The sequence below is a fragment of the Stutzerimonas stutzeri genome (assembly GCF_024448695.1).
GTDB lineage: Bacteria > Pseudomonadota > Gammaproteobacteria > Pseudomonadales > Pseudomonadaceae > Stutzerimonas > Stutzerimonas stutzeri_T.
Genome location: NZ_JAMOHY010000004.1, coordinates 192,840 through 217,261 on the forward strand (window position 1 = coordinate 192,840; position 24,422 = coordinate 217,261).

27 protein-coding genes are annotated in these 24,422 nt (G+C 61.2%); 17 read left to right on the plus strand and 10 right to left on the minus strand.

The features are described 5' to 3' along the window. Nucleotides 1-29 precede the first annotated feature (29 nt). From NAV32_RS06115 to NAV32_RS06135, 5 genes are all read left to right on the plus strand, one after another. On the plus strand, nt 30-347 hold the full coding sequence (locus tag NAV32_RS06115; RefSeq protein WP_256051909.1) for a DUF2388 domain-containing protein: 318 nt from the start codon (nt 30-32) through the stop codon (nt 345-347). An 84-nt stretch (nt 348-431) separates the two neighbouring features. Beyond that, nucleotides 432-725: a DUF2388 domain-containing protein gene (locus NAV32_RS06120; RefSeq protein WP_256051910.1), complete on the plus strand. Its 294-nt coding sequence runs from the start codon at nt 432-434 to the stop codon at nt 723-725. 25 nt (nt 726-750) lie between these two features. After that, nucleotides 751-1,071 (plus strand): DUF2388 domain-containing protein, encoded by a 321-nt coding sequence (locus NAV32_RS06125; protein ID WP_256051911.1) that lies wholly within the window; start codon nt 751-753, stop codon nt 1,069-1,071. Between the two features lie 20 nt (nt 1,072-1,091). Further along, nucleotides 1,092-3,026 carry a DUF4105 domain-containing protein gene (locus NAV32_RS06130; protein ID WP_256051912.1) on the plus strand — a complete coding sequence of 645 codons (1,935 nt, stop codon included), beginning with the start codon at nt 1,092-1,094 and terminating at the stop codon, nt 3,024-3,026. Between the two features lie 97 nt (nt 3,027-3,123). Then, on the plus strand, nt 3,124-3,648 hold the full coding sequence (locus tag NAV32_RS06135) for a DUF3617 domain-containing protein (protein WP_256051913.1): 525 nt from the start codon (nt 3,124-3,126) through the stop codon (nt 3,646-3,648). Between the two features lie 45 nt (nt 3,649-3,693). On the opposite strand, the gene NAV32_RS06140 is transcribed toward NAV32_RS06135, so the two are convergent. Further along, complete coding sequence (locus NAV32_RS06140; RefSeq protein ID WP_256051914.1) at nt 3,694-4,047, minus strand: NADH:ubiquinone oxidoreductase; 354 nt, start codon at nt 4,045-4,047, stop codon at nt 3,694-3,696. 86 nt (nt 4,048-4,133) lie between these two features. Here NAV32_RS06140 and NAV32_RS06145 point away from each other — a divergent pair, with 86 nt between their 5' ends. Continuing rightward, nucleotides 4,134-5,102, plus strand: coding sequence for a CobW family GTP-binding protein (locus NAV32_RS06145; RefSeq protein WP_256051915.1), 969 nt, complete (start codon nt 4,134-4,136; stop codon nt 5,100-5,102). 20 nt (nt 5,103-5,122) lie between these two features. Here NAV32_RS06145 and NAV32_RS06150 read toward each other — a convergent pair whose 3' ends face one another. Together NAV32_RS06150 and NAV32_RS06155 are read right to left on the minus strand one after the other, a co-directional pair. After that, complete coding sequence (locus tag NAV32_RS06150; protein WP_256051916.1) at nt 5,123-5,500, minus strand: DUF3301 domain-containing protein; 378 nt, start codon at nt 5,498-5,500, stop codon at nt 5,123-5,125. Between the two features lie 150 nt (nt 5,501-5,650). Next, entirely contained in the window at nt 5,651-6,577 is a 927-nt protein-coding gene (locus NAV32_RS06155; RefSeq protein ID WP_256051917.1) for a LysR family transcriptional regulator, read from the minus strand. A 483-nt stretch (nt 6,578-7,060) separates the two neighbouring features. Here NAV32_RS06155 and NAV32_RS06160 point away from each other — a divergent pair, with 483 nt between their 5' ends. The 6 genes from NAV32_RS06160 to NAV32_RS06185 all read left to right on the plus strand — a co-directional run bounded on the left by NAV32_RS06160 (nt 7,061) and on the right by NAV32_RS06185 (nt 13,403). Next, the gene (locus tag NAV32_RS06160) at nt 7,061-8,131 is read left to right on the plus strand and encodes a C4-dicarboxylate TRAP transporter substrate-binding protein (RefSeq protein WP_256051918.1); all 1,071 of its coding nucleotides are present in this window, start codon (nt 7,061-7,063) and stop codon (nt 8,129-8,131) included. A 192-nt stretch (nt 8,132-8,323) separates the two neighbouring features. Then, nucleotides 8,324-8,791 carry a TRAP transporter small permease subunit gene (locus NAV32_RS06165; RefSeq protein ID WP_256051919.1) on the plus strand — a complete coding sequence of 156 codons (468 nt, stop codon included), beginning with the start codon at nt 8,324-8,326 and terminating at the stop codon, nt 8,789-8,791. Beyond that, nucleotides 8,784-10,097, plus strand: a complete 1,314-nt coding sequence (locus NAV32_RS06170; protein ID WP_256051920.1) for a TRAP transporter large permease — start codon at nt 8,784-8,786, stop codon at nt 10,095-10,097. Before NAV32_RS06165 ends, NAV32_RS06170 begins: the two co-directional genes overlap by 8 nt. Nucleotides 10,098-10,148: 51 nt before the next feature. Beyond that, nucleotides 10,149-10,841: a cyclase family protein gene (locus NAV32_RS06175; protein WP_256051921.1), complete on the plus strand. Its 693-nt coding sequence runs from the start codon at nt 10,149-10,151 to the stop codon at nt 10,839-10,841. Nucleotides 10,842-10,892: 51 nt separating this feature from the next. Then, complete coding sequence (locus NAV32_RS06180) at nt 10,893-11,990, plus strand: CobW family GTP-binding protein (RefSeq protein WP_256051922.1); 1,098 nt, start codon at nt 10,893-10,895, stop codon at nt 11,988-11,990. 12 nt (nt 11,991-12,002) lie between these two features. Beyond that, on the plus strand, nt 12,003-13,403 hold the full coding sequence (locus tag NAV32_RS06185) for an amidase (RefSeq protein ID WP_256051923.1): 1,401 nt from the start codon (nt 12,003-12,005) through the stop codon (nt 13,401-13,403). 187 nt (nt 13,404-13,590) lie between these two features. On the opposite strand, the gene NAV32_RS06190 is transcribed toward NAV32_RS06185, so the two are convergent. The 6 genes from NAV32_RS06190 to oscA all read right to left on the minus strand — a co-directional run bounded on the left by NAV32_RS06190 (nt 13,591) and on the right by oscA (nt 18,485). Further along, nucleotides 13,591-13,998, minus strand: a complete 408-nt coding sequence (locus tag NAV32_RS06190) for an SMI1/KNR4 family protein (protein WP_256051924.1) — start codon at nt 13,996-13,998, stop codon at nt 13,591-13,593. Between the two features lie 165 nt (nt 13,999-14,163). Further along, nucleotides 14,164-15,153, minus strand: a complete 990-nt coding sequence (locus NAV32_RS06195; RefSeq protein WP_256051925.1) for a sulfate/molybdate ABC transporter ATP-binding protein — start codon at nt 15,151-15,153, stop codon at nt 14,164-14,166. Nucleotides 15,154-15,157: 4 nt separating this feature from the next. Further along, nucleotides 15,158-16,033 (minus strand): sulfate ABC transporter permease subunit CysW, encoded by an 876-nt coding sequence (gene cysW / locus NAV32_RS06200; RefSeq protein ID WP_256051926.1) that lies wholly within the window; start codon nt 16,031-16,033, stop codon nt 15,158-15,160. A 10-nt stretch (nt 16,034-16,043) separates the two neighbouring features. Then, nucleotides 16,044-16,862 carry a sulfate ABC transporter permease subunit CysT gene (gene cysT, locus NAV32_RS06205; protein ID WP_256051927.1) on the minus strand — a complete coding sequence of 273 codons (819 nt, stop codon included), beginning with the start codon at nt 16,860-16,862 and terminating at the stop codon, nt 16,044-16,046. A 279-nt stretch (nt 16,863-17,141) separates the two neighbouring features. Continuing rightward, nucleotides 17,142-18,140 (minus strand): sulfate ABC transporter substrate-binding protein, encoded by a 999-nt coding sequence (locus NAV32_RS06210; RefSeq protein ID WP_256051928.1) that lies wholly within the window; start codon nt 18,138-18,140, stop codon nt 17,142-17,144. Nucleotides 18,141-18,305: 165 nt separating this feature from the next. Then, nucleotides 18,306-18,485, minus strand: a complete 180-nt coding sequence (gene oscA, locus NAV32_RS06215) for a sulfur starvation response protein OscA (protein ID WP_256051929.1) — start codon at nt 18,483-18,485, stop codon at nt 18,306-18,308. 244 nt (nt 18,486-18,729) lie between these two features. On the opposite strand from oscA, the gene NAV32_RS06220 reads away from it, so the two are divergent. From NAV32_RS06220 to NAV32_RS06230, 3 genes are all read left to right on the plus strand, one after another. After that, the gene (locus NAV32_RS06220) at nt 18,730-19,320 is read left to right on the plus strand and encodes an alpha/beta hydrolase (protein WP_256051930.1); all 591 of its coding nucleotides are present in this window, start codon (nt 18,730-18,732) and stop codon (nt 19,318-19,320) included. A gap of 294 nt (nt 19,321-19,614) precedes the next feature. Then, nucleotides 19,615-20,523 (plus strand): serine O-acetyltransferase EpsC, encoded by a 909-nt coding sequence (gene epsC / locus NAV32_RS06225; protein WP_256051971.1) that lies wholly within the window; start codon nt 19,615-19,617, stop codon nt 20,521-20,523. A gap of 5 nt (nt 20,524-20,528) precedes the next feature. Continuing rightward, on the plus strand, nt 20,529-21,272 hold the full coding sequence (locus NAV32_RS06230; RefSeq protein WP_256051931.1) for a class I SAM-dependent DNA methyltransferase: 744 nt from the start codon (nt 20,529-20,531) through the stop codon (nt 21,270-21,272). Nucleotides 21,273-21,284: 12 nt separating this feature from the next. On the opposite strand, the gene NAV32_RS06235 is transcribed toward NAV32_RS06230, so the two are convergent. After that, on the minus strand, nt 21,285-22,184 hold the full coding sequence (locus tag NAV32_RS06235) for a LysR family transcriptional regulator (protein WP_256051932.1): 900 nt from the start codon (nt 22,182-22,184) through the stop codon (nt 21,285-21,287). Nucleotides 22,185-22,357: 173 nt separating this feature from the next. Between NAV32_RS06235 and trpB the strand changes: the two genes are divergently transcribed. Both trpB and trpA read left to right on the plus strand, forming a co-directional pair. Then, nucleotides 22,358-23,569 (plus strand): tryptophan synthase subunit beta, encoded by a 1,212-nt coding sequence (trpB, locus tag NAV32_RS06240; protein ID WP_256051933.1) that lies wholly within the window; start codon nt 22,358-22,360, stop codon nt 23,567-23,569. Beyond that, nucleotides 23,566-24,375, plus strand: coding sequence for a tryptophan synthase subunit alpha (trpA, locus tag NAV32_RS06245; RefSeq protein ID WP_256051934.1), 810 nt, complete (start codon nt 23,566-23,568; stop codon nt 24,373-24,375). Before trpB ends, trpA begins: the two co-directional genes overlap by 4 nt. Nucleotides 24,376-24,422 lie beyond the last annotated feature (47 nt).

Here is a 24,422-nt window from a genome sequence, read left to right on the forward strand (position 1 = left end):
TCCCTGTTAAAGCCGTACTGGAGAGTCCCATGCTGAAATTCCTGCTGATCCTTGGTGCATCCGCCACCCTGCTGGCGGGTGCCGCTTCGGCATCCAGCTTTATCGCCACCACAGATACCCTTGGCGCTTCGCTGATCAATACCGTGGAAGGCACGTCCGACCTGACATCCTCAATCGGTGACGACAAACTGGTACTGGATGCCCGCGATGACGCCGCGCATTTCGTCGCCAGCAATGGCGAGCAGAAGGGCGCGCAGCTGGAAGCGGCTCTTGTGCACATCCGCACCCAGGCCCCGACCATCGAAGCCACCGACCTTGAGCTGGCGCGCGCGATTCTGGCACGCTGAAACCGTTGGAAAAACCGCAGGGCTGGCCGTTACGCTGGCGTTTCGCTAGCCTTGCCGCTGGTTTTTTCTAGCATCAGGATTCGCATGCGCTCGCTTTACCTTTTACTGGCCGGCTGCTGCTTGTGCGGCAGCGCCCAGGCATTCGACACCACCCTGGCCGGCACCGTGGCTTCCGGCTACGTCACCAGCCAACTGACCAGCCTGCCCTTCGAGAACAAGCTGATCGTCGATGCCCGGGACGAAGCGGCAGGCTTCGTCGCCAGTGCCGGCCAGCTCCAGGGCGCACGCCTGGAAGCCGCTTTGCGCTGGATGCGCGAGCAGCATCCGGGACTGGCGGCCAGTGATCTGGAACTGGCCCAGGCTATCCTCGTCCAATAACGGCCCGCCTTAACGAGATTTCGCAATGCTCAAGCTACTCACCGCCACAGCCGTCACGCTGACCCTGCTCGCCGGGGCGGTCCAGGCACAGACACTGGTCGCCACCAGCAATATCGTCATCAATGCGGTGGATCGCAGCATCAATTTCACCTCGGACGCGACCAGCCGGGTCAGCGGCATGAAGCTGGTCCTCGATGCCCGTGACGAAGCCGCCAGCTTCGTCGCCAGTGCCGGCGATATTCGTGGCGCACGTCTGGAAGCAGCCTTCAACGCCCTGCGCCACGAATTCGCCGAAGCCCGTCAGGCAAGTGATCAGGCGCTGGCCGAAACCATCCTCGCCCTGTGAAATCAGCTTGCGCCTGGCTGATGGCTGTCCTGCTGGCCAGCCTTGCGGGTCAAGCGTGCGCAGCGTTGCATCTGTCGCTGGACGAGCACCTGCTGTCACCTGGAGAACGCGCCGCCACCCAACTTCTGCTTGACGAAGCCCTGGCTGCCCTGCCGCCGCGCATGCTGCAGCAGCTGGATCGCCAGATCCGCGTGCGCTGGAGCGAGCACCTGCCGGAGCAGGCTTACGGGCGTGCCGGCGGCAACCTGATCGAGCTGAATCGACGCCTGCTGCCGTCGCTGACTGACGGCTCCGCCGCCGGGCAGCGCACCACTCGGGTGCATGGCACGGTGCGTCAGGAACTGCTCGCCACGCTGATCCACGAACTGGCACATCTCTACGACCGCGCCCGTCTATGGTCGCCTGTGGACAACCGCCATCAGGCCTTTTGCAGCCAGCGCGCCGCCAGCCTCGGCCTGATCGGCCTGCCGCACGAATGCCGGGGGCAGACGCAGCGGCGTTTTACCCTGAGCGACGATCCGCGCCTGCTGGATCTTGCCGGCTGGCCACAGCGGGTCGGCAGCCGTGGCGAGCGCGAAAGGCACAACGCCCAGGTGGCACGCAGCCCCGATGTTTACGAGCTGAGCCATCCGCTGGAATTCGTCGCGGTGAATCTGGAGTATTTTCTCCTGGACTCCAGCTATGCCTGCCGCCGCCCTTCACTGCACCGCTACTTTCGCGAGCACTTCGGCTGGCAGCCTGCCGCCGTGCAGGCCTGCGGTGAGGGCTATCCGATTCTCAACGCGGGCCAGGACCTGGCCCGCACACCACTGCTGCGCCTCGATCCAGAGCGCGTCTTTGAAGTGGACTACCTGTTCGCCGAAGCCAACGACGCCTGGGTCAGCCGCTGGGGCCACAGCATGCTGCGGCTGGTAATCTGCGCACCGGGCCGCACGCGCGGCGCCGATTGCCGGCTGGATCTGGATCATCATCTGGTGCTGTCCTTCCGCGCCTTTGTCGGCGATGTGCAGCTGTCCAGCTGGGACGGCCTGACCGGCGCCTATCCCTCGCGTCTGTTCGTGCTGCCACTGGGGCAGGTGATCGACGAATACACCAAGGTCGAACTGCGCAGCCTGGCTTCGATTCCACTGCGGCTGGAGCGCCGCGAAATCGAGATGCTGGTCGAACGCAGTGCCGAGCTGCACTGGAGTTATGACGGCGACTACTACTTCCTGTCCAACAATTGCGCAGTGGAAACCCTCAAGCTGCTGCGCAGCGGCACCCATCGTGCGGAGCTGGCGGCGCTCGACAGCATCCTGCCCAGCGGCCTGCTGGAACTGCTGATCGCCCGTAATCTGGCCGACGCCAGCGTGCTCGACGACCCACGCGAGGCGCTGCGCCTGGGTTATCGCTTCGACTCCTATCGCGACCGCTATCAGGCAATGTTTACCGTACTCAAGGAACGCCTGAAGTTGCCGCAGCAGACAGTGGAACAGTGGCTGGAGTTGTCGGCCGGCGAACGCCAGCCCTGGATCGCACAAGCCGACCTGCGCGCCAGCGCGGCATTGCTGCTGGTGGAACAGGCCGCCCTGCGCCAGCAATTGCTGCTGGCCCAGGAAGAACTGAAGAAGCGCTACCTCAGTGGCCGCGAGCGCGGCGATGCCAGCCTGGCCAAGGCCGATGGCGCGCTGCAGCAGATTCTTGCCAACAGCGGCTACCTGAGCCGCCCCGCCGAGTTGCTCAACGACGAAGGTTACGGCTTGCCGCAAGCGGGTGAATGGCAGCGCCTGGAGGAGCAAAGCAGTCAACGTCAGGCCCAGCTCAACCAGCTAAGCGAAGAACTGGATCGCGAAGTGCGCCTGTTGCTGAGCGAGGAACGCAGCCTGGAACTGGACAGCATCGAGCACAACCTTGAGCGAATCGGCCAACACCTGCGCCAACTGCACAAGGCCGAGGGTGGGCTGGAGCTGCGCTAGGGCCTGCTCCCGGCCTGCGGATAAATCCACTACTACAAAAAGCGTGGCGCTCCGGTGCATCTATTCTGGGACCATACCTACCAGAGAGAGCCGCTTCATGAATCGCATACTGACCACCCTCACCTTCGCCGTGCTGTCCTGCACGCTGCCGGCTCAGGCCGCCCCCATCCTGCCCGGACTCTGGGAGTTCTCCAGCCGCAACGTCGAGGTTGATGGCCAGCAGATGCCGGGCATGAACGAGATGCTCGAACAGCTGCAGAACCTGCCAGCCGACCAGCGCAAGATGATGGAAGACATGCTGGCCGCTCAGGGCGTGCAGCTCGGCGGCCAGGGTGTACACATCTGCCTGAGCGAGGCTCAAGTGAATGCCGAGACGCTGCCCTTCAGCGATCAGCCAGACTGCACCCAGGAAATCATCGAACGCAGCGAGCGCCTGTGGAAATTCCGTTTCCAGTGCCCCGACGCAAGCGGCCAAGGCGAGACCCGCTTCATCAGCGAGCGAGAATTCATCAGTGTCATGGAGACGCGCTACAGCGTCGGTAGCGAGCAGGGCAGCAGCCGCATGGAATCCCAGGCGCGCTGGCTTGGCGAGGATTGCGGCACGCTGAAACCCGCCCAGTAAGGCACAGGGGTTCCACGTGGAACCCCTGTGCGGCCAGGGCTTGCGTCAATCTTCTACGTGCCAGTGGCCGTCGCTGTTCTGCTCGCAAGCCGGCTGCAGAAAGCGGGCGTCGCTGGCCACGCCGTAATAATGAATATCCTGGCGGTAACTCAGGTTGGAGGCCTGGGAGTTGCGACAAATGCCGAAGGCGCCGGTAGGGCACTGCTCGACAAACTCGACCTCGACTTGCTGCCCGGCCAGCTGGGGCTGGCAGTAACCGCTGCGGAACAGCTCAGTAGGGATGCTTTTGTTTTCCTGACAGACTTTGACTTCCACACCGGCCCCGCTGCTGGTCACAATGCAGGCCTCGGCCAGGGCCTGTCCGGTTGCCAGTAGCATGCAAAGCGCCAACAGTCGCATCGATCACCCCCTTGAAAGAGGGTAAATCTAGCATGCCGGGCCACCCTGACAGCATCCACGCTTCACGCCTTTAACCACAGGCTCACATGCTCGAACAGATCCCCACCCACCTGATTGCCGGCCCACTGGGTGCCGGCAAGACCAGCCTGATTCGGGCGCTACTGGCTCAGAAACCTACACATGAGCGCTGGGCCGTGCTGATCAACGAATTCGGCCAGATCGGCCTGGATGCTGCGCTGCTGCACCGCGACGACAGTGGCATCGGCTTTGCCGAAGTCGCTGGTGGCTGTCTGTGCTGCGTCAACGGCGTGCCCTTCCAGATCGGCTTGAACCGGCTGCTGCGCAAGGTCAAACCAGATCGCCTGCTGATCGAACCGTCCGGGCTTGGCCATCCGCTGCAATTGCTGCAGCAGCTGCGTCAGGCGCCCTGGGATCGGGTACTGGCGCTACAACCGGCGGTGATGGTGCTGGATGCCGAAGCACTTGCACGAAACGACGCCCTCGCCCCCAGCCAACAGGAAATGGCCGCTCAGGCTGGCCTGCTGGTGTTGAACAAGAGCGAGCAACTGGGTAACGAGGCTCGCGAGAAGCTGCAGAAAAGACTGCCGGAACGGCCGGTTTTCTGGACGTCCCAGGGGCAACTCGATCTGGCGCGACTGCCAGGCATCGAGCGCGGCGCCAAGAAGGCGGCAGCGGACAATCTGCCCGCGCCCGGTGCAGCACCACTGCCCGGCGTCTGGCTCGATCCGACAAAGCCGGTAGTGCTCAGCCATGCCGCGACCGAAGGCTGGAGCATCGGCTGGCGGTGGCATCCAAGCCAGGTATTCGCCATCCCGCGCGTCAGCGAATGGCTCGCGACGCAACCCTGGCTGCGCGCCAAACTGGTGTTGCACGGGGAGCACGGCTGGGTGTCTGCGAATGCGCTGGCAGGCGGACCGCTGGACTTCAAGTCCAGCGAATGGCGGCGCGATTCACGCCTTGAGCTGATTTTCGCTGATGCGCAGTCGGAAGCAGCACTCAACCTCGGCCTGCGCCATTGCCTGGCTGGTCGTTGAAGCACCAAACAGGACCTTACTCAGTCGCTGCGATTGCGCCAGTCATCCATCTGGATCACCCGCCCCTGCTCTGCCGCCTGCGCCGGAAACGGATGAGCATCCATTTCGACCGGACCCACGCGCATGCCGAACATGCAGATACTGCCCTGATGCCGCTGCTCTCCGGTCACGGTGAATTCGAAACCATACACACGGGCAAAGCGGCGATGCCCCCGCGCATCACGCACCCAGCCCAGACGGCGGAATGCAACGTTGCCATCGAGCAGTTCGATATCCAGCTTCTGACAGTGGCGCTGCACCGCCAGCAACGCGCGCTCGCGTATGCCATGGGCATGCCAGAACCAGGCGGCAACCGCAGCGAAAAATAGAAAGACGGTGAAATTGCCCAGAGTCAGCATGCAAGAAATCCATCGAAAATGGCGCCCAGCTTAACAGCCACGCAAGCAGACAGATTAAACCCATTCCCATCACTTTCACCCCAGCGAGAACGGGGCGAAATACCTGCTTCGCTCTTGTCTTGAGGCCCGCGACGCATCGGGCGGCGCTCTTTAGATGAGCCGAGCGGGCCATGAGCCGCTCTCGACCATTTCATGCACCACTTCGATCAGAAGCTTATGGACGGCACGCACCGCGCGTGAACGCACCCCCTTGCGGGCGGCGGCAATATGCACGCTCCAGCTCACGCGCGGGTCAGTGATAGGCGTTGCTACCACTCTTCCTTCCTCGATCTCACGACCCAGGCAGACAAGCGGGAGGACCGTACAGAAATCGGCATTCACCAATTCGACGATGCTGCTCAGTGAGTCGATTTCAAACTTCACGTCCAGCTTGACTTCCCGCTTGGCCGCCAATTCGTACAACAGCCTCGTCAACACATTCGGATAACACGGAAGGACCAGCGGAAGCTCTTCGAGCATTGAGAACGGCACGACCTTTCTGTTTTTTACGATGCCTTTGTTCTTGGAAATGAGATACAGCTCTTCCGTGAGCATCGGCATGAGGTCGGCATCATCCAGTTCCAGAAGCTTCGGCTCGTAAAGAATCGACAGGTCAAGGCTTCCGCGCTGCAGGGACTGGCTCAAGCTCCCACTCATGGCCTCGACCACGTGCAAAGTGATGCCCGGATAGTACTCATGCACCTTGGCCACGAGCGGTGCGGTCAGGGCACGCGCTGCGGTAGTGGTCACGCCCAACCTTACTTCTCCGCTCGGATTACGAGTCAGATCCTGTACCAGCAGCGGGGTTCTGTCGATTTCAGTGAGTATGGTGCCGAAATGGCTCAACAGCATCGTCCCCAGATCATTAGGCGCAATGCCCCGAGAATGGCGAGTCACGAGTTCGACGCCCAACTCATCTTCCAGGGCCCGTAGCTGTTGACTCAAAGCCGGCTGGGCGATCCCCAGTTCTTCGGCGGCTTTCGAAAGGCTTCCGCACTCGGCAATCCGCACGAAATAACGCAACTGCTTGAGATTCATTGATTACTCGCCATTGGTTATAAAAATCCTTTAGGCAGTACCTATAAGGATAAGAAGATAGCGCCTCTCCCTAAATCCAGCCCTGTTAAAAACACATAATCCCCCTACAAAAGAGAAAAAGCGCCAGGAACTGCTTTAAAAATACCGAAAAATACCGCGAATAAAAGCCCTTAAATGGTGCATCTGAAATCTTTTTGCACCAACATAAATCCATAAGAATAAATGATAGCTGCTAGGCAAAAACAGTATTTGTCTTATGTGATTTTTAGTCGTTCACTGATACCGAGCCATATGACACGCAGTAAAAGAACAGAAGACGAGTTACACCTGACAGATCAAAACAACATCAAGAGTGCGCACCCTAAAGAGGCTGGAGTTCTTGTTTGCAGGTTCTACGACTATGCAGGAGAGCAACCGCCAAGGCCGGAACCACCCAATAAACGAAGCTAGCGCTTACTCACGCTAATCGCATCGAGGACAGATATGAAATATATAAAAAAAACAGGTTTTCATTTCTTGCTATCCGTTGGTCTCATCAGCGCAGCAACAAGCGCCCAAGCAGACCAGATCAACCTTCGAGTAGGTTCCGGCCACCCGGTTGGCTTATTGTCCTATATGGAAACGGCACACCACTTTTTCGTGCCAGAGCTCAAGAAAAGAATCGAAGCCAATACGGACCACGGCATCCGGGTTATGGAGCTTCATGCGGGCCAGATCGCCAAGGTAACCGAGGTTCTTGAAGCGACACGGGACGGATTGCTGGACATCGGTTTCACAAGCATGATTTTCGAGCCTTCGGAACTGCTCGCGCAGAACTTCCCCCTGTTCCTGCCTTTCGGCTCTCCCGACGCCAAAATGGCGAGCGAAGCCGTACGCGCCACGTATGCAGCTCACCCCGAACTGGCCGAGACCTTCGAGAAGAAGCACAACCAGAAGCTGCTCGCCGTCAGTTGCCTGTCAAACTATGGCCTGGGTACCACCTTTGCCTGGGAGAACTTTTCTGATCTCCAAGGACACAAGATTGCAGGCGCCGGGGTAAACCTGGACTGGATCAAGGGTGCAACTCCTGTCGCGTCCAATCTGAACGAAGCCTACCAGTCAATGCAGACTGGCGTGTATCAGGGCTACATCAGTACTTCAACCTGGTGGACGACGTTCAAACTCAACGAAATTGCAAAGCACTATACCAAGATTGACTTCGGCGCGATGCCGGTCAATAGCGTTACGGTCAACCTGAAAACCTGGAACAAACTGCCTGCCGACGTTCAGCAGATACTTAAAGAAGTAGCCAGGGATTACGAAGACGCTACTGCTGAAGTCTGCGCCGCCAATGACCGTAACGGTCTGCAGAAAGCCAGGGAACTGGGTGTCAACGTGAAAGAGATCAGCCCTGAAGCGCGCCAAACCTGGGCCGAAGCCTTGAAAGACTTCCCCAACCGCATGGCCCAGGAAGTGAACAAGCAGGGGATGCCTGGCACCGCCATCATGAAGACCTATATCAGTGAACTCGAGAAGCGTGGCTACGAATTCCCGTATGCCTATGAAATCGACTGATATCTGTGGCCAAGCCGAAAGGCTCGGCCGTACTGTTCATGAGTTGATCTGAAATAAGCGACCTACCGCAAGCGAGGGCGTTTCATGTTAGCGCACAAGAGTTCCACCACAGGCTGGGTCGGAATACTGGATTCTACGCTCCGAATAATCAGTAAGACACTAATGGTAATAGCCGCAACGCTATTGATATTAGTGGCATTGCTGATTGCCGCAGATGTTTTCGGACGCGGCCTATTCAACATGCCAATTATCGGCGTCGCAGAAGTAGTCATTAACGGCCTGGTCATCATCGCCTTTCTTCAGTTGCCCTATACAGTCCGGATTGGCGGCATGCTGCGTACAGAGCTGATGGATATGTTAGCGCCACCGTCAGTCAAGCGCTTCCTATGGTTGGCTGGTTACCTGCTGGGGGCGTTTCTGTTTGCAATTCTTGCAATAGCCGAATGGGAAAACATGGTCAATGCCTTTATCAATGGCGAGTTTGAAGGGCATGTAACCTTTGCGGTACCTGTATTTCCAAGTCGGCTGGCTATCGTGGCAGGTTCTATTCTCGCCACCATGACTTATCTGGTAATGGCTATTCCCGCAGCAGTTGCCCTTTTCACTGGAAATGAAGAGCCGCTCAACATGTTAAAGGGGCAGGAGGTTGAACATGGGTAGTCCAGAGTTTGCCGCAATCATCATTGCGGTTCTGATAATGAGCATTCTTCTTGGAGTACCGGTGGTTATTTCGCTCGGACTGACAAGTTTCTTTGGCCTCGCCTATCTGATGGGCACCTTCGATATTGCCAGCTCATTGCTCGCCAGCAGTGCTTTCGGAGCTATTCGGGCTTATGAATTCGCGACGATTCCCCTGTTTGTGCTACTGGGCGAGATACTGGCCAGGTCGGGAGCCGCAACCGATCTGTTCCAACTGATCAACCAGTCGTTCAAGCGCCTGCCGGGTCGCCTGGCGCTCGCGACCGTCGGAGGCAACGCGGCCTTTGGTGCGGTCACCGGGGTCTCCATCGCATCGGCTGCCGCCTTTTCCCGCATCGCCTATCCGGAGATGGCACGCGCCAAATACGACAAAGGCATTGCGCTGGGATGCATTGCCGGCAGCGCATCCCTCGGCATGCTGTTACCGCCCAGCGTACTGTTGATCATCTGGGGCGTCATGGCCGAACAATCCATCGGCAAGCTCTTTATTGCAGGCGTGGTTCCCGGCGTGCTGCTGGCATCACTGTTCTTCCTGTTTCTGCTGGTTTTCGCCCTGCTGCGTCCGCACCTTTTCGGTGCTGACCACGAGCATGACGCCGTCGTGGAAAAAGCCGATGCTCGCGCCAAGATCGGTGCCACGGGCGTGATCCTGATGATCATGATGATCTTCGGCGGCATCTGGTTCGGCCTCTTCACGCCAACCGAGGCAGCCGGCATCGGCGTGCTTGGTGCCGTAGTGGTCGGGCTCGCCAAGGGCATGGGATGGCGCGACTTTTCCGCATCGATCCTCAACACCGGACGCATCTCCGCACCCTTGCTTTTCCTGCTGATCACCGCGCAGATGTATTCACGCCTGCTGTCCATGGGCGGCATCGGCGACATGATCGGCGACCTGTTCCTGGGCGTTGGCGGCCTTTATCTGACCCTGGCCATCATGGTCGGAATCTGGCTGGTGCTGGGCATGTTTCTCGACAGCACCTCCATCATCCTGCTGACGGTACCGATCTTCGCGCCGATCGCCACGGCGTTGGGTTTCGAGCCACTGGCGTTCGCAATTCTCGGCATCCTGGCCATCGAGGCAGGCCTACTCACCCCCCCACTCGGGCTATGTGTGTACACGGTCAAGGGATGCATATCAGACCCCGACGCCACGCTGGGGCTCATTTTCCGGGGCTCGATCCCCTACTGGATCATCCTGCTTCTAGTCGTCCTCTTGGTAGCTCTGTTTCCCGGGATCGCCAGCTGGCTTCCCACGAAAATGATGTAGTCGCAATCGCGCCTACGTTATTCCACTGCGTCTAACAAAAGGAAAAACGCAATGCCCATCATCGACCTTACGTTGAAGATCGAAGACAACATGCCGGCGCACAAGCTGTTCCAGCGTCCGGTCATCACGGCTCACTTCACCCACGAAACCTCGAAGAAGTTCAATCTCGGCGTGCCTGGCGACCAGATGACCTTCGCCACCACGCACCTGTCGATGCTCGACCATATCGCCACCCACGTGGACGCTTTTTACCATGTGGGCCCTAACGGACTGACCATCGATAACATGCCCCTGGATATGTTCATGGGCAAGGCGGTCTGCCTGGATCTTCGCCATATCCCGGACCTGGGCGACATCGATGTCGCGGACCTGGAAGAAGCCGAGGCAATGGCTGGCGTGAAAATCGACGGTCATATCGTGTTGATGTGTACCGGCCTGCATAAGAAATACTACCCGGACGTCAAGGTCGTCTGGTCCAACCCTGGCCTGACCGAGGCCGCCACCCACTGGCTCGCCGACCGTAATTCCAAGCTGCATGGCGTCGAAGGCCCTTCCACCGATAAACCCTCGCACAACGAGTTCCCCAGCCACCGCGTATGCCGTGACCGCGGCATCACCCACTACGAGTGGCTGGTCAACCTGGAGGAGCTTGTCGGCAAGGGCGAATTCATGTTCTACGGCCCACCCCTGAAGATCGACAACGGCAGCGGCTCGCCGGTGCGCGCCTGGGCTGAAGTGCAGTAATCGACTCTGGCTGCGGCGCGCGCCGCAGCCTTCTCCTGCGGAGGAACCCCTGTGGACCAACGAATCCCCATCACCGTGCTCAGCGGCTTCTTGGGAGCAGGCAAGACCACCTGCCTCAACCGCGTGCTCACCGATCCCGAAGCGGGACGCATCGCAGTCATCGTCAATGAGTTCGGCGAAATCGGCATCGACGGCGACCTGGTTTCATCGGCTTCCGAAGACATGCTGGAACTCAAGAACGGCTGCATCTGTTGCGCAAGCAAGGACGACCTGGTCAAAACCATCTATGAGCTGTTCATGCGCAAGGTCGGTGCCCTCGAGCCCAAGATCGAGTTCGACAAGTTGCTGATCGAAACCACCGGAATCGCCGACCCCACGCCACTGGCACAGATTTTCTACACGGACATGCAGCTCAACCTGAGTTATCGCCTGGACGCTATCGTCACCATGGTCGATCTCAAGCATGTCGTTCAACAGCTGCAAGCCTCGGATGAGGCGCGCAAGCAAATCGCAATGGCCGACAAGATCATTCTCAACAAGCGCGACCTGGTGGATGACGAAACCTACGAAGCAGCCCTGGCCGCTGTAAGGCGCCTGAACCCCAGCTGTCCTGTGGAGACCACAACCTACGCTGAACTGTCCGCCTCCAAGGTCATGGATCTCAGTCTGTTCGACCCGAACACCAAGGAAAGCGCCGTCGCCACCTGGATCGGCGAGACCGTACCGGCACACCATGAGCATGATCATGCCGCGTGTGGGCAGGACTGCAGTCATGCGCATCATGGCCATACCCCTGATCAAGCCAGCCAGCACGCAGATATCGTTTCCGTATCGTTCCGCGAAGAGGCGCCGCTGGATTACGCAGAGCTGATGCTGGCGCTTTCCGAGTTCACCGAGGAATACGGCGATAACCTCTTCCGTATCAAGGGCCTGATCCAGTTCAGCAACGATCCACGACCCGTCATTCTTCAAGGTGTACAGCAGGTCTACAGCCCGCTGACCTACGCCGAATCCTGGCCTGGAGACGTAGCGGACTCGCGACTGGTTCTGATCGGCAAGAACCTGCAGCGCAACGCGATCCTGCAACGCCTTTCCCTGTGCAAAGCACAGGCAAGCGCGACGCTGGATCGCGCCCTGGGCGCCATCTGAGAAGGACATGTCATGAAACAGGAACTCGACTTCATGTCGGCGCTGGAAACGCGCGCAGCCATTGCCCACAAAGAGGTGTCCCCCGTTGAAGTGGTGCAGCGGGCGCTGGAGCGGATGGACGAAACCGAGCCCAGGCTCAACGCCTTCGCCACCCGCACCCCCGAACTGGCGCTAGCCGCCGCGCGAAAAGCCGAACAAGCAGTGATGGATGGCACATCGCTTGGATTGCTGCATGGCCTCCCCGTTTCGATCAAGGACCTCATCACCGTGGCCGGGGTGCCCTGCTCCTTCGGCTCCCGTACCCTGGCCGACAATCTCGCAGCGCTGGACGCACCCGCGACCGAGCGGATCAAGGCTGCCGGTGGCTGCATCATCGGCAAGACTACAACCAGTGAGTTCGGCTGCAAGGCGGTCGGCGATTCGCCATTAACGGGCATCACCCGTAATCCCTGGGATCTGACCCGGACACCTGGCGGCTCCAGCGCCGGGGCTGCAGCAAGTGTTGCAGCCGGCGTCAGTGCGCTGGCGCTCGGCACCGATGGCGGTGGCTCGCTACGCATTCCGGCGTCCATGACCAACCTCTTCGGGATCAAGGCTCAATTCGGTCGGGTTCCGGTCTTTCCTGCATCCGCCACGCCGACGCTGGCTCATGTGGGGCCTCTGACACGTACCGTTCGGGATTCCGCGTTACTGTTGCAGGCCATCGCCGGTTACGACCCACGTGACCCCTTCTCGGTCGCGGGCGCGGTGCCCGACTTTCTCGCCGCTTGCGATAAGCCGGTCAAAGGGATGCGTATCGCCTGGTCGCCCACCCTGGGCTACGCGAAACCGCTCCCGGAGGTCGTCGAGATAGCCGAACGTGCAGCCCGTGCATTCGAGGAAATGGGATGCACGCTGGAGCTGGTCGAAAACGTCATGGACGATCCGGGCGAGCTATGGATGGCGGAATTCTATGCGGGCGTAGGGACCAGGCTGCAGAACGTCCTGCGCGATCAACCAGACTTGATCGACAGCGCCGTTTCCGACGTCTTGGCCGGAGCCCTCGACCAGACGCTCGATGAGTACTATGCCAAGGTGTTCGCCCGCTATGACTTCCGCGAAAAGATGCGGCAGTTTTTCGGCAAATACGACCTGCTTTTGACGCCCACCATTCCGGTTCCTGCGCCACAGATCGGAATGAATGTGCCACCGGAAGTCGCCGGCCGGAATATCGTTTCCTGGGTCTTCTATACCTATCCGTTCAACCTGACCGGGCAACCAGCTGCCTCAGCACCTGCGGGGATGACAAAAGACGGGCTACCCGTAGGGCTGCAGATTGTTGGGCCCATGCATGGGGAATGCGCGATTTTTCGTGCGGCAGCGGCGCTGGAAGAGGCTCGCCCCTGGAGTGAACACAGGCCGAAGGGCTTTTAGCAGAGCATGGAACTTCGGGCCTCGACTGCCTGGACGATATCCGCAAGGTGCAGCCACAGCCATCATCCTGCGGGCATCGTTCACAACCAATGAAACGTCACAGTAATCGGGCGAAAAGCCACCTGCCTTCCAACTTCGGTGCGCCAGAGATAGCCCTGGCCAGCTGCACTGCCAAGCACCAAGCGCCTCAGCTCTCCAGCCAGACGTCCCGCGCCCAATGCCAGACGGTTTCCCAGCTTTCGCCGGTCATTTCATGCGCGTCACCGTCGAACAGCATGACTTCGCCTTCCAGATCGACCACGTAGAAATCGTTGCCGTCCTGGCAGATCGGCAGCAAGTCGCGCTCAACTCCCGCGTCCCAGGCCAGCGCTGCAACTTCCGGCAGATAGGTGTGCGATTGCGGATCGGTGGCGGTGACGGGTTCCAGCCTCCCATACACCACATCGCTGACCAGCAGCAGGAACTCGCGCAGGCCGAACGGCAGGTTGATCAGCAGCTCTTCCTCGACCTCCACCAGGCGCTCATCGTCCGGCAACTCCAGCGGTACCGGCACCGGCTCGTTGAGTTCACGCAGTTGTTCGATCACCTCTTCCATACGGCCCCCTTCACGCCAACAAAGGGCGTTTATACAAGCCAAGACGCGGGCGAACCAGCCCCTGCGCCGCTTTTATCTGACGGCACCGCCTATCGACAAGAGCCCGTCGCATCAGAACCTGCTCAAGCACAGCAACTGGCCACGGTCGGGCTCGCCCGGCAGAACTCAGCTCGCCACCCGGGAGTGCCGTTCCAGCGGACGGAAGTACAGCGTCTCGCCGCGCTGTGCGCCCAGCAAGCTGGCGTGATCGTTGGCGACTTCGACCTCGATCGGCTCGGCCTGGCTGGCGAGCCGAAGCGTCACCCGCGTGGTCGCGCCCAGCGGACGGATATCGCGCACTTCGCCGGCCTGGTAATCAGCCTGGATGACCCGACTCAAGGACACTTCGTGAGGGCGGAACAGCACGGAGTGGTCGCCGTCCAACTGTAGCCGATTGGCGTCTCCGAGGAAGTGATAGACGAAATCGCTGGCCGGGTTCTGGTAAACCTCTGCCGGCGTGCCGATCTGTTCGATCACACCCTTGTTCATCACCACGATGCGGTCGGCCACCTCCATCGCCTCCTCCTGGTCGTGGGTGACGAACACGGAGGTGAGGTGCACATCCTCGTGCAACCGGGCAAGCCAGCGACGCAGTTCCTTGCGCACCTTGGCATCCAGCGCGCCGAAGGGTTCGTCGAGCAGCAGCACCTTGGGCTCCACCGCCAGCGCACGCGCCAGGGCGATGCGCTGGCGCTGGCCACCGGAGAGTTGCTCGGGGTAGCGGTCGGCGAGCCAATCGAGCTGCACCAGGCCGAGCAGTTCGTGGACCTTCTGGGCGATCACCGTTTCGCTCGGGCGCTGCTTCTTGGGCTTCATGCGCAGACCGAAGGCAACGTTGTCGAACACCGTCATGTGGCGGAACAGCGCGTAATGCTGGAAGACGAAGCCGACGTTGCGGTCGCGTACATCGTGGCTGGAGACGTCCTCGCCGTGGAACACGATGCTGCCGGTGTCCGGCGTTTCCAGGCCGGCGATGATGCGCAGCAGGCTGGTCTTGCCGCAGCCGGACGGGCCCAGCAATGCCACCAGCTCACCGCTCTGGATGTTGAGGTCTATGTCGTTCAGTGCCTGAAACTGCCCGAAGCGCTTGTTGACGTTGCTGATTTCAATACTCATGGCTTCATTCCTCGGCCTTGGCGTTCCGGCGCTCGATGCGCGACTCGCTCCACTGCTTGAGCAGCAGAATTAGCAGCGCCAGCGCCAGCAGCAGGCTGGCCACGCTGAACGCGGCGACATGGTTGTATTCGTTGTAGAGAATCTCGACGTGCAGCGGCAGGGTGTTGGTCAGTCCGCGGATATGCCCGGACACCACCGATACCGCACCGAACTCGCCCATCGCCCTTGCGGTACAGAGCACCACGCCATAGATCAGGCCCCATTTGATGTTCGGCAGGGTGATGTGCCAGAACATTTGCCAGCCGCTGGCGCCGAGCAGCCGTGCGGCTTCTTCCTCGGTGGTGCCCTGTTCCTGCATCAGCGGGATCAACTCACGGGCGACGAAGGGCACGGTGACGAACAGCGTGGCCAGCACGATGCCAGGCACGGCAAAAATGATCTGGATATCGCGATCACTCAACCACTCGCCGAAATAGCCCTGGGCGCCAAACAGCAGCACGTAGATCAGACCGGCGATCACTGGCGATACCGAGAACGGCAGGTCGATCAGCGTGACCAGGATGCTCTTGCCGCGGAATTCGTACTTGCTCACGCACCAGGCGGCGGCGACCCCGAACACCAGGTTGAGCGGCACTGAAATACCCACGGCGATCAGTGTCAGCTTCAGCGCAGCAAGGGCGTCTGGCTCGAAGATCGCCTCGAAGAAGGTGCCGAAACCCAGCTTCAACGCCTCACTGACGACGATCACCAGCGGCAGCAGCAGGAACAGCGCGAACACCAGCCAGGCGGCAAGGATCAGCAAGCGGCGCCCGAGGGCATTGCCGCGTCGCGCCGCGTTGGCGGAGGTGCTGGCTGTCGCGGTTAGCGAAACAGAAGACATGGCGACCTCCTTAAGGGTGCGAGATGCGGCGCTGCAGCAGGTTGATCAGCAGCAGCAGGATGAAGGACACCACCAGCATCAGCACGCCGATGGCCGTGGCGCCGGCGTAGTCGTACTGGTCCAGCTTGACCATGATCAGCAGCGGCAGGATCTCGGTCTTCATCGGCATGTTGCCGGCGATGAAGATCACCGAGCCGTACTCGCCGACGCCGCGGGCAAAGGCCAGCGCAAAGCCGGTCAGCCAGGCCGGCAGCAACGCCGGCAGCAACACATGGCGGGCCACCTGCAGCGGGCGAGCACCCAGGCAAGCCGCGGCCTCTTCGACCTCGCGGGGAATATCAGCCAGCACCGGCTGCAGCGTGCGCACCACGAACGGTAGCGTGACGAAGGTCAGTGCCAGGGTGATGCCCAGCGGGCTGTAGGCGATCTTGAAGCCCATCGCCGTAGCCCACTGGCCGACCAGGCCGCTGGGTGCGTAGAGCGCGGTCAGGGCGATGCCGGCGACGGCAGTCGGCAAGGCGAATGGCAGGTCGATCATCGCCTCGATGATCTTGCGACCGGGGAACCGATAGCGCACCAGCACCCAGGCCAGCAGGGTGCCGATGACGCCGTTGAGCAGCGCTGCGACAAAGGCGGTGCCGAAACTGAGCTTGAGCGCCGCCAGCACGCGCGGCGCGCTGATGATGGCGATGAACTGGTCCCAGGTCAGTTCGGTGGTCTTGAGGAACAGCGCACCCAGGGGAATCAGCACTAACAGGCTGAGGTACACCAGGGTGTAACCCAGCGTCAGTCCGAAGCCGGGGATGACGGAGGAAGAGCGACTAGACATTCTTTAGGCTCGGTCTGGTTGAGCATGGAGTCCGGCTGAAACATCGCGAGCGCAGCGCGTAGGGTGGAAGTCGCTTTTTACTTCCACCAAAGGCGTCCTCGCGGGGTCGATGGTGGATCGGTAAAGCGTGATCCACCCTACGAACTATTCGAGCAATGTGTCGGCTGAAGCGTCGCGAGCGCAGCGTGTAGGGTGGAAGTCGCCTTTCACTTCCACCACCGGCACCTCGCGGCGTCGATGGCGGATCGGTGAAGCGTGATCCACCCTACGAACGACGGCTTACTGCGCCGAATAGATCTGATCGAACACGCCGCCGTCGTTGAAGAACTTCGGTTGCGCAACCTTCCAGCCGCCGAAGTCCTCGTCGATGGTGACCAGCTTCAATGCCGGGAACTGATCCTTGAACTCCGCCGCCACGGTTTCATTACGCGGACGGTAGAAGTTCTTCGCGGCGATGCGCTGGCCTTCCTCGCTGTACAAGTAGTTCAGGTAGGCTTCGGCGACTTCGCGGGTGCCCTTGCGCTCGACGTTCTTGTCGACCACGGCGACTGGCGGCTCGGCGAGGATCGACAGCGACGGCACGACAATCTCGAAGTTCTCGCCACCCTGCTCCTTGAGCGCCAGGAAGGCTTCGTTTTCCCAGGCCAGCAGCACATCGCCGATCTGGTTGTTGACGAAGGTGATGGTCGAGCCGCGGGCGCCGGTATCCAGTACCGGAACGTTCTTGTAGAGCTTGTCGACGAAGGCCTGCGCCTGCTCATCGCTGCCGTACTTCTGCTGGGCAGAGGCCCAGGCGGCCAGGAAGTTCCAGCGCGCGCCACCAGAGGTTTTCGGGTTCGGCGTGATCACCTCGACGCCCGGCTTGACCAGGTCTTCCCAGTCCTTGATGCCTTCGGGGTTGCCCTTGCGCACCAGGAACACGATGGTCGAGGTGTACGGCGTGCTGGCCTGCGGCAGGCGGGACTGCCAATCCTCGGGAATCAGCTTGCCGAGCTTGTGCAGCTCGTCGATGTCGCCGGCCAGAGCCAGGGTCACCACATCGGCACGCAATCCATCAATAACGGCGCGGGCCTGCTTGCCCGAGCCACCATGGGACTGCTGGACCTTGATCGGTTCGTGGCCTCCGGCCTGCCAGTGCTTGTTGAAAGCGTTGTTGAATTCCACGTAGAGCTCGCGCGTCGGATCGTAGGACACGTTGAGCAGGGAGTCGGCGGCCACGGCTGGTCCGACGATGAGTGCGCTGGCCAGGGCGGCGAGCGTGAAGTAACGAATGGACATGTGCAGCTCCTGAAAAAACCTGGTTCTGTTTTGGCGGTAACGGTTCAGGGTGTTGGGCAATCAACTCCGCATTCGCGGGCGACAGCTGCAGTACCGGTGCGTGTTCATGGTCTTGGTCTCATGGTCACGCCCTCCGGTGGTCCAGTCGGGCTTGGGGTTGATGGATCAGGAATTCTTGGCGGTCGGCTGCAGGCGGAATTTTTCCTTGCGCTCGATCTGCACGACCTGCCCGTTGTGTACGGTGACTTCCACCGAACCAAACTTGAGGCCATTCAGCGCGGCGTGGATTTCGCGCAGGATGCTGGCTTCGTCCTGACCTTCGAGGTTGCGAATGGTTGCGGTCATTTTCTATCTCCGTGAAAGCCTCATGACGGCCAGGACAGCCGTAGCCAGTGAGGCGTGGAGCGGATATTAAGCAGCGGAAGAATATTCTTAAAAATACTGTTTAAGAACATTTATAGATTATTTGGGAATATGTGAGCTGGAACGAAATTCCGCACAAATTGCATAAGCAAAGAATTTCTTATTCTTTTTAAGAAAATATCCTGCTGGCTAGACTGGCCGCCATCAACGTGCAGGAGGCGCCGACATGCGCAGTGAATCCATACGCTATCTCATCGTGCCAGGCTGGCACGGCTCACCCGAAGACCATTGGCAAAGCCACTGGCAGCGCACCTTGCCAAACAGCGCGCGGGTCGAGCAGGCTGACTGGCTGACGCCCCGGCGCGAGGATTGGGTTGCCGAACTGGAGCGCTGCGTATCCGCCAGTACCCAGCCAGTGATTCTTGTGGCGCACAGTCTGGGCTGCATCACCGTCGCGCATTGGGCGGCGCAGGCGGCGCAGGCGACGCCGGCACGGGTACGCCGGGTACGCGGTGCCCTGCTGGTCGCCCCAGCCGATGTGGAGCGCAGCAATTGCCCGGAGCCGTTGCGCAATTTCGCGCCGCTTCCCCGCCAGCCGTTGCCCTTTGCCAGCCAGTTGATCGGTTCCGACAACGACAGCGCCGCCAGCGCCGGGCGCACTGTAGAGCTGGGCCACGGCTGGGGCAGCGAAATCGTGATACTCGCCGACGCCGGGCATATCAATGTGACGTCCGGGCATCACCGCTGGGAGCAGGGTTTCGCCTACCTGTACCGCTTGCAGAGCCGTATTGAGCGCAATGACCGCAGGTGCGCCTGAAGCGCAGCGCCAGCTGTTGTGCTGCAACCTTGACCGAGACGCCGAGCGGGTTATATCGAGTGGACCTTTCGCCGGCGCCTGGCGCTTACTTATCGAATACCTGGGCTTGCCATTGCTAAACTGAGCGACGATCAGTGTTGTGAGGCGGGAACGACCGGAACAGCTTCGGTTCATTTCCCGTCTGTTCCGCACAATACCCGCCAACGGCGTATTCAAGGAGTTTCCATGTCCGACAAGCTCGACAGCCAGTCCCCGGATCGCGATGCATGTGCGCAAGAGGCATCGTCCAACCCGATGTCCTGGCACCTGGAGCAGATCGTCGGCGAACTGCGCGCGGCCCGTACCGAATGGCGCGTCAGCACCGGGCGTGCCCGCGAGCTGGGGAGCCGCGAGCTGCCGTCACGCCAGGCGCTGGAATGCATCTTCTCCGACCTGCGTGGCGCGCTCTTTCCGATGCGCCTGGGTCCAAGCGACCTGCGCCTGGAGAGCGAAGACTTCTACGTCGGTCATACATTGAACAATGCGCTGAACAGCCTGCTCTGCCAGGTACGCCTGGAGTTGCGCTATGCCGCCCGCCAGCGCGGCGAGCCAGAGGCCGGCAGTGACGCCGGCGCGGTGCAGATCGTGCGCGACTTTGCCGCCGCCCTGCCGCAGATGCGCCGGCTGCTCGACAGCGACGTCACCGCCGCCTACGCCGGCGACCCTGCGGCACGCAGCGTCGACGAAGTGCTGCTGTGCTATCCGGGGATTCTTGCGGTTATCCATCACCGTCTCGCCCACCATCTATACGCCGCCGGCCTGCCGTTATTGGCGCGCATCGGCGCGGAAATCGCTCACTCCGCCACCGGCATCGACATTCACCCTGGCGCGCAGATTGGCGGCAGCTTTTTCATCGACCACGGCACGGGCGTAGTCATCGGCGAAACGGCGATCATCGGCAATCGGGTGCGTATCTACCAGGCCGTTACCCTTGGCGCCAAACGCTTCACCTCGGACGAAACCGGCCAGCTGCACAAGGGCCGCGCGCGCCATCCGATCGTCGAGGACGATGTGGTGATCTATGCCGGCGCGACCATTCTGGGTCGCATCACCATCGGCCAGGGTTCCACTATCGGTGGCAACGTCTGGCTCACGCGCAGCATCCCGCCAGGCAGCAACATCACCCAGGCCGGCCTGCAGCATCAGAAGCGGGATGACGCCTGACAACCATGTCCGCCAACTCGCTCTATACCGACCTGTCGGGCTACTACGATCTGATGTGCGACGGCATCGACTACCGTGCGCAAAGCGACGCTGCACGCAGGTTGCATCAGATATTCGGTAACCAGGGCACACGCCACCTGGACCTGGCGTGTGGCACCGGGCCGCATATTCGGCATTTCCTTGATTCCGGTTACCGAAGCAGCGGGCTGGACATCAATCAGCCCATGCTGGACATCGCCCGGCTGCGTTGCCCGGAAGCCCAGTTCTCATTGCAGGACATGGGCAACTTCAAGGTTGATGAGGCCTTCGATCTGATCACCTGCTTCCTGTATTCCATCCACTACAACAACGGTCTGGACACGCTGCGCGCGTGCATGGCCAGCGTGCATGCGGCGCTCGATGAAAACGGTGTGTTCTGCTTCAACACCGTGGACAAGCACAGGATCGACAACACCTCATTCACGCGCCATGCCGCCGAGCACGACAACAGCCGCTTCATGTTCACCTCCGGCTGGCATTACGGCGGCTCCGGTGACCGGCAGACCCTGAAACTCGCCATTGAAAAGACCACCCGGGGCGTCACGCAAACCTGGCAGGACGAACACGCCATGGTCGCCACAGGCTTCGACGAGCTGCAGGAACTGTTGCAGCCCTTGTTCGATGTGCATGTGTTTGAGCATGACTATGAAAAGATCACCCCCTGGGATAGGGCTTCCGGCAACGCCCTGTTTGTTTGCGTAAAGATCTGACCGCAAACCCCGTCAAACCCTCTGCGCCACGCCCAGCTCCCCACGCAACCACTCGGCCAGCCGCTCCGCACGCCGGTCGACACGGCGTGCGGGCACCCACAAGGCCAGCCGTGCCGAGGTTTCAACGAACCCCCAGGGCGCCAGCAGGCGGCCCGCGGCCAGATCGTCGGCGACCAGTTGCTGCGGGGCGATGGCCACGCCCAGCCCGGCCAGTGCCGCTTCCAGCAGAAAATACAGGTGCTCGAAACTCTGCCCCAGGCGCAGCTCGGATGGCTCCAGGCCCTTGCCGCGCGCCCAGCTCGGCCAGGCCTGCGGGCGTGAGGCAGTGTGCAGCAGCGGCTCGCCCAGCAGCACCGTCGGCGCTGAACCGCGCCACGCCGTGCAGCGCGGGTGATACGGGCTCAATACCGGGCCGATGCTTTCCACAGCCAACTCGAACACACGCATGTCCGCCGGCCACGGCGGCTCGGCGTACCACAGCGTCGCGTCGAGCCCGGCGCGGCGCGGGTCCAGGTCGCCCTCGCTGGCCGACAGTTGCAAGCGCAGGTCGGGCAGCTCGCGGTTGAGCCGGTCCAGCCGCGGAATGAACCAGCGCGCCAGCAGGCTGCCGGGACAGCCGAGCACGAAGGGTGCCTCGGCGGTCTGTCGCTGCAGCTCGGCGCAGGTGCTGCGCAGCCGCTCGAAGGTATCGCTGGCGACATCGCGCAGCCGCACGCCGGCATCGGTGAGTTTTACACCACGCCCGTCCTTTTCCAGCAGCGCAATGCCGAGTGCGTCTTCCAGGCTCTTCAACTGTCGGCTGATGGCCCCGTGGGTGACATGAAGCTCGACGGCGGCTTGCTTCAGGCTGCCCAGACGCGCCACGGCCTCGAAGGCACGCAAGGCATTGAGCGGCGGCAGGCTGGTATTCATAGTTGATTTTTCCTCACTAGTTTCGGCGATCTTATCGCTTTTTTTCCGCGTTGCATCCGGGTAGGGTGCATGCAATCGCGTAGGAGCGGGCCATGCCTGCGAACCGATGGTCCGGTCATTGGTTCATTCGCGGCCAAGGGCCGCTCCTACAAAAGAACTCCAGGAGACTACCCATGACTGCATACCGCAACGGCCCCGACGCCCGCGGCCTGTTCGGCTCGTTCGGCGGCCAGTACGTCGCCGAAACCCTGATGCCGCTGATCCACGAGCTGGCTGCCGAATACGAAAGAGCCAAGCAGGACCCCGAGTTCGCCAGGGAGCTGGCCTATTTCCAGCGCGACTACATCGGTCGCCCTTCACCGCTGTATTTCGCCGAACGCCTGACCGAGCACTGCGGCGGCGCGAAGATTTACCTCAAGCGTGAAGAGCTCAATCACACCGGCGCGCACAAGATCAACAACTGCATCGGCCAGATCCTCCTGGCTCGACGCATGGGCAAGCAGCGCATCATCGCCGAGACCGGCGCCGGCATGCACGGCGTGGCCACCGCCACCGTCGCTGCGCGCTTCGGCCTGCAGTGCGTAATCTACATGGGCACCACCGACATCGACCGCCAGCAGGCCAACGTCTTCCGCATGAAGCTGCTGGGCGCCGAGGTGATTCCGGTCACTGCCGGCACCGGCACGCTGAAAGATGCGATGAACGAAGCGCTGCGCGACTGGGTGACCAACGTCGACAGCACCTTCTACCTGATCGGCACCGTCGCCGGCCCGCACCCCTATCCGGCCATGGTCCGCGACTTCCAGGCGGTGATCGGCAAGGAAACCCGCGACCAGTTGCAGGCCCAGGAAGGCCGTCTGCCTGACTCACTGGTGGCCTGCATCGGCGGTGGCTCCAACGCCATGGGCCTGTTCCACCCCTTCCTCGACGATGAAAGCGTGAAGATCATCGGCGTCGAAGCGGCTGGCTACGGCATCGAGACCGGCAAGCACGCCGCCAGCCTCAACGGCGGTGAACCGGGCGTGCTGCACGGCAATCGCACCTTCCTGCTGCAGGACGATGACGGTCAGATCATCGACGCGCACTCGATTTCCGCCGGTCTCGACTATCCCGGCATCGGCCCGGAACACGCCTGGCTGCACGATATCGGTCGTGTCGAGTACACCTCGATCACCGATCAGGAGGCGCTGGACGCCTTCCACCAGTGCTGCCGCCTGGAAGGCATCATCCCGGCGCTGGAGTCTTCCCATGCGCTGGCTGAAGTCTTCAAGCGCGCCCCCACACTGCCCAAGGATCATCTGATGGTGGTCAACCTGTCCGGTCGCGGTGACAAGGACATGCAGACCGTCATGCACCACTTTGCCGAACAGGAAGAACGCATATGAGTCGCTTGCAGACGCGCTTCGCCCAGCTGCAACAGGAAAACCGCGCCGCGCTGGTGACCTTCATCACCGCCGGGGACCCGGACTACGCCTCCTCGCTGGAAATTCTCAAGGGCCTGCCGGAAGCCGGCGCCGATGTGATCGAGCTGGGCATGCCCTTCACCGACCCCATGGCCGACGGTCCGGCGATCCAGCTGGCCAATATCCGCGCCCTGGAAAACGGCCAGAACCTGGCGAAAACCCTGCAGATGGTTCGCGAATTCCGCCAGGGCAACCAGACCACCCCGATCGTGCTGATGGGCTACTTCAACCCCATCCACAAGATGGGCGTAGAGCGCTTTATCGCAGCCGCCGTGGAGGCCGGTGTCGATGGCCTGATCGTGGTCGACCTGCCGCCCGAGCATAACGAAGACCTCTGCGACCCAGCCCAGGCCGCGGGCATCGACTTCATCCGCCTGACCACCCCGACCACCGACGATGCGCGCCTGCCGGTGGTGCTGAACAACAGCTCGGGCTTTGTCTACTACGTCTCGGTGGCCGGCGTGACGGGCGCGGGTTCCGCGACCCTGGAACACATCGAGCAAGCCGTCGCGCGCCTCAAGCGCCACACCGATCTGCCGGTGGCCATCGGCTTCGGCATCCGCACACCGGAGCAGGCGGCGGCCATTGCCCGGCTGGCCGATGGCGTGGTCGTCGGCTCGGCGCTGATCGACCATATCGCCAACGCCAAGAGTGCCCGGGAAGCCATCACTGGCGTACTCACCCACTGCCGCCAGCTGGCCGAAGGAATTCGTAACGCACGCAACTGACCTTTTGGCGGCGCTACAGCCGGCGTCGCGGATATAGTGACGCGTTC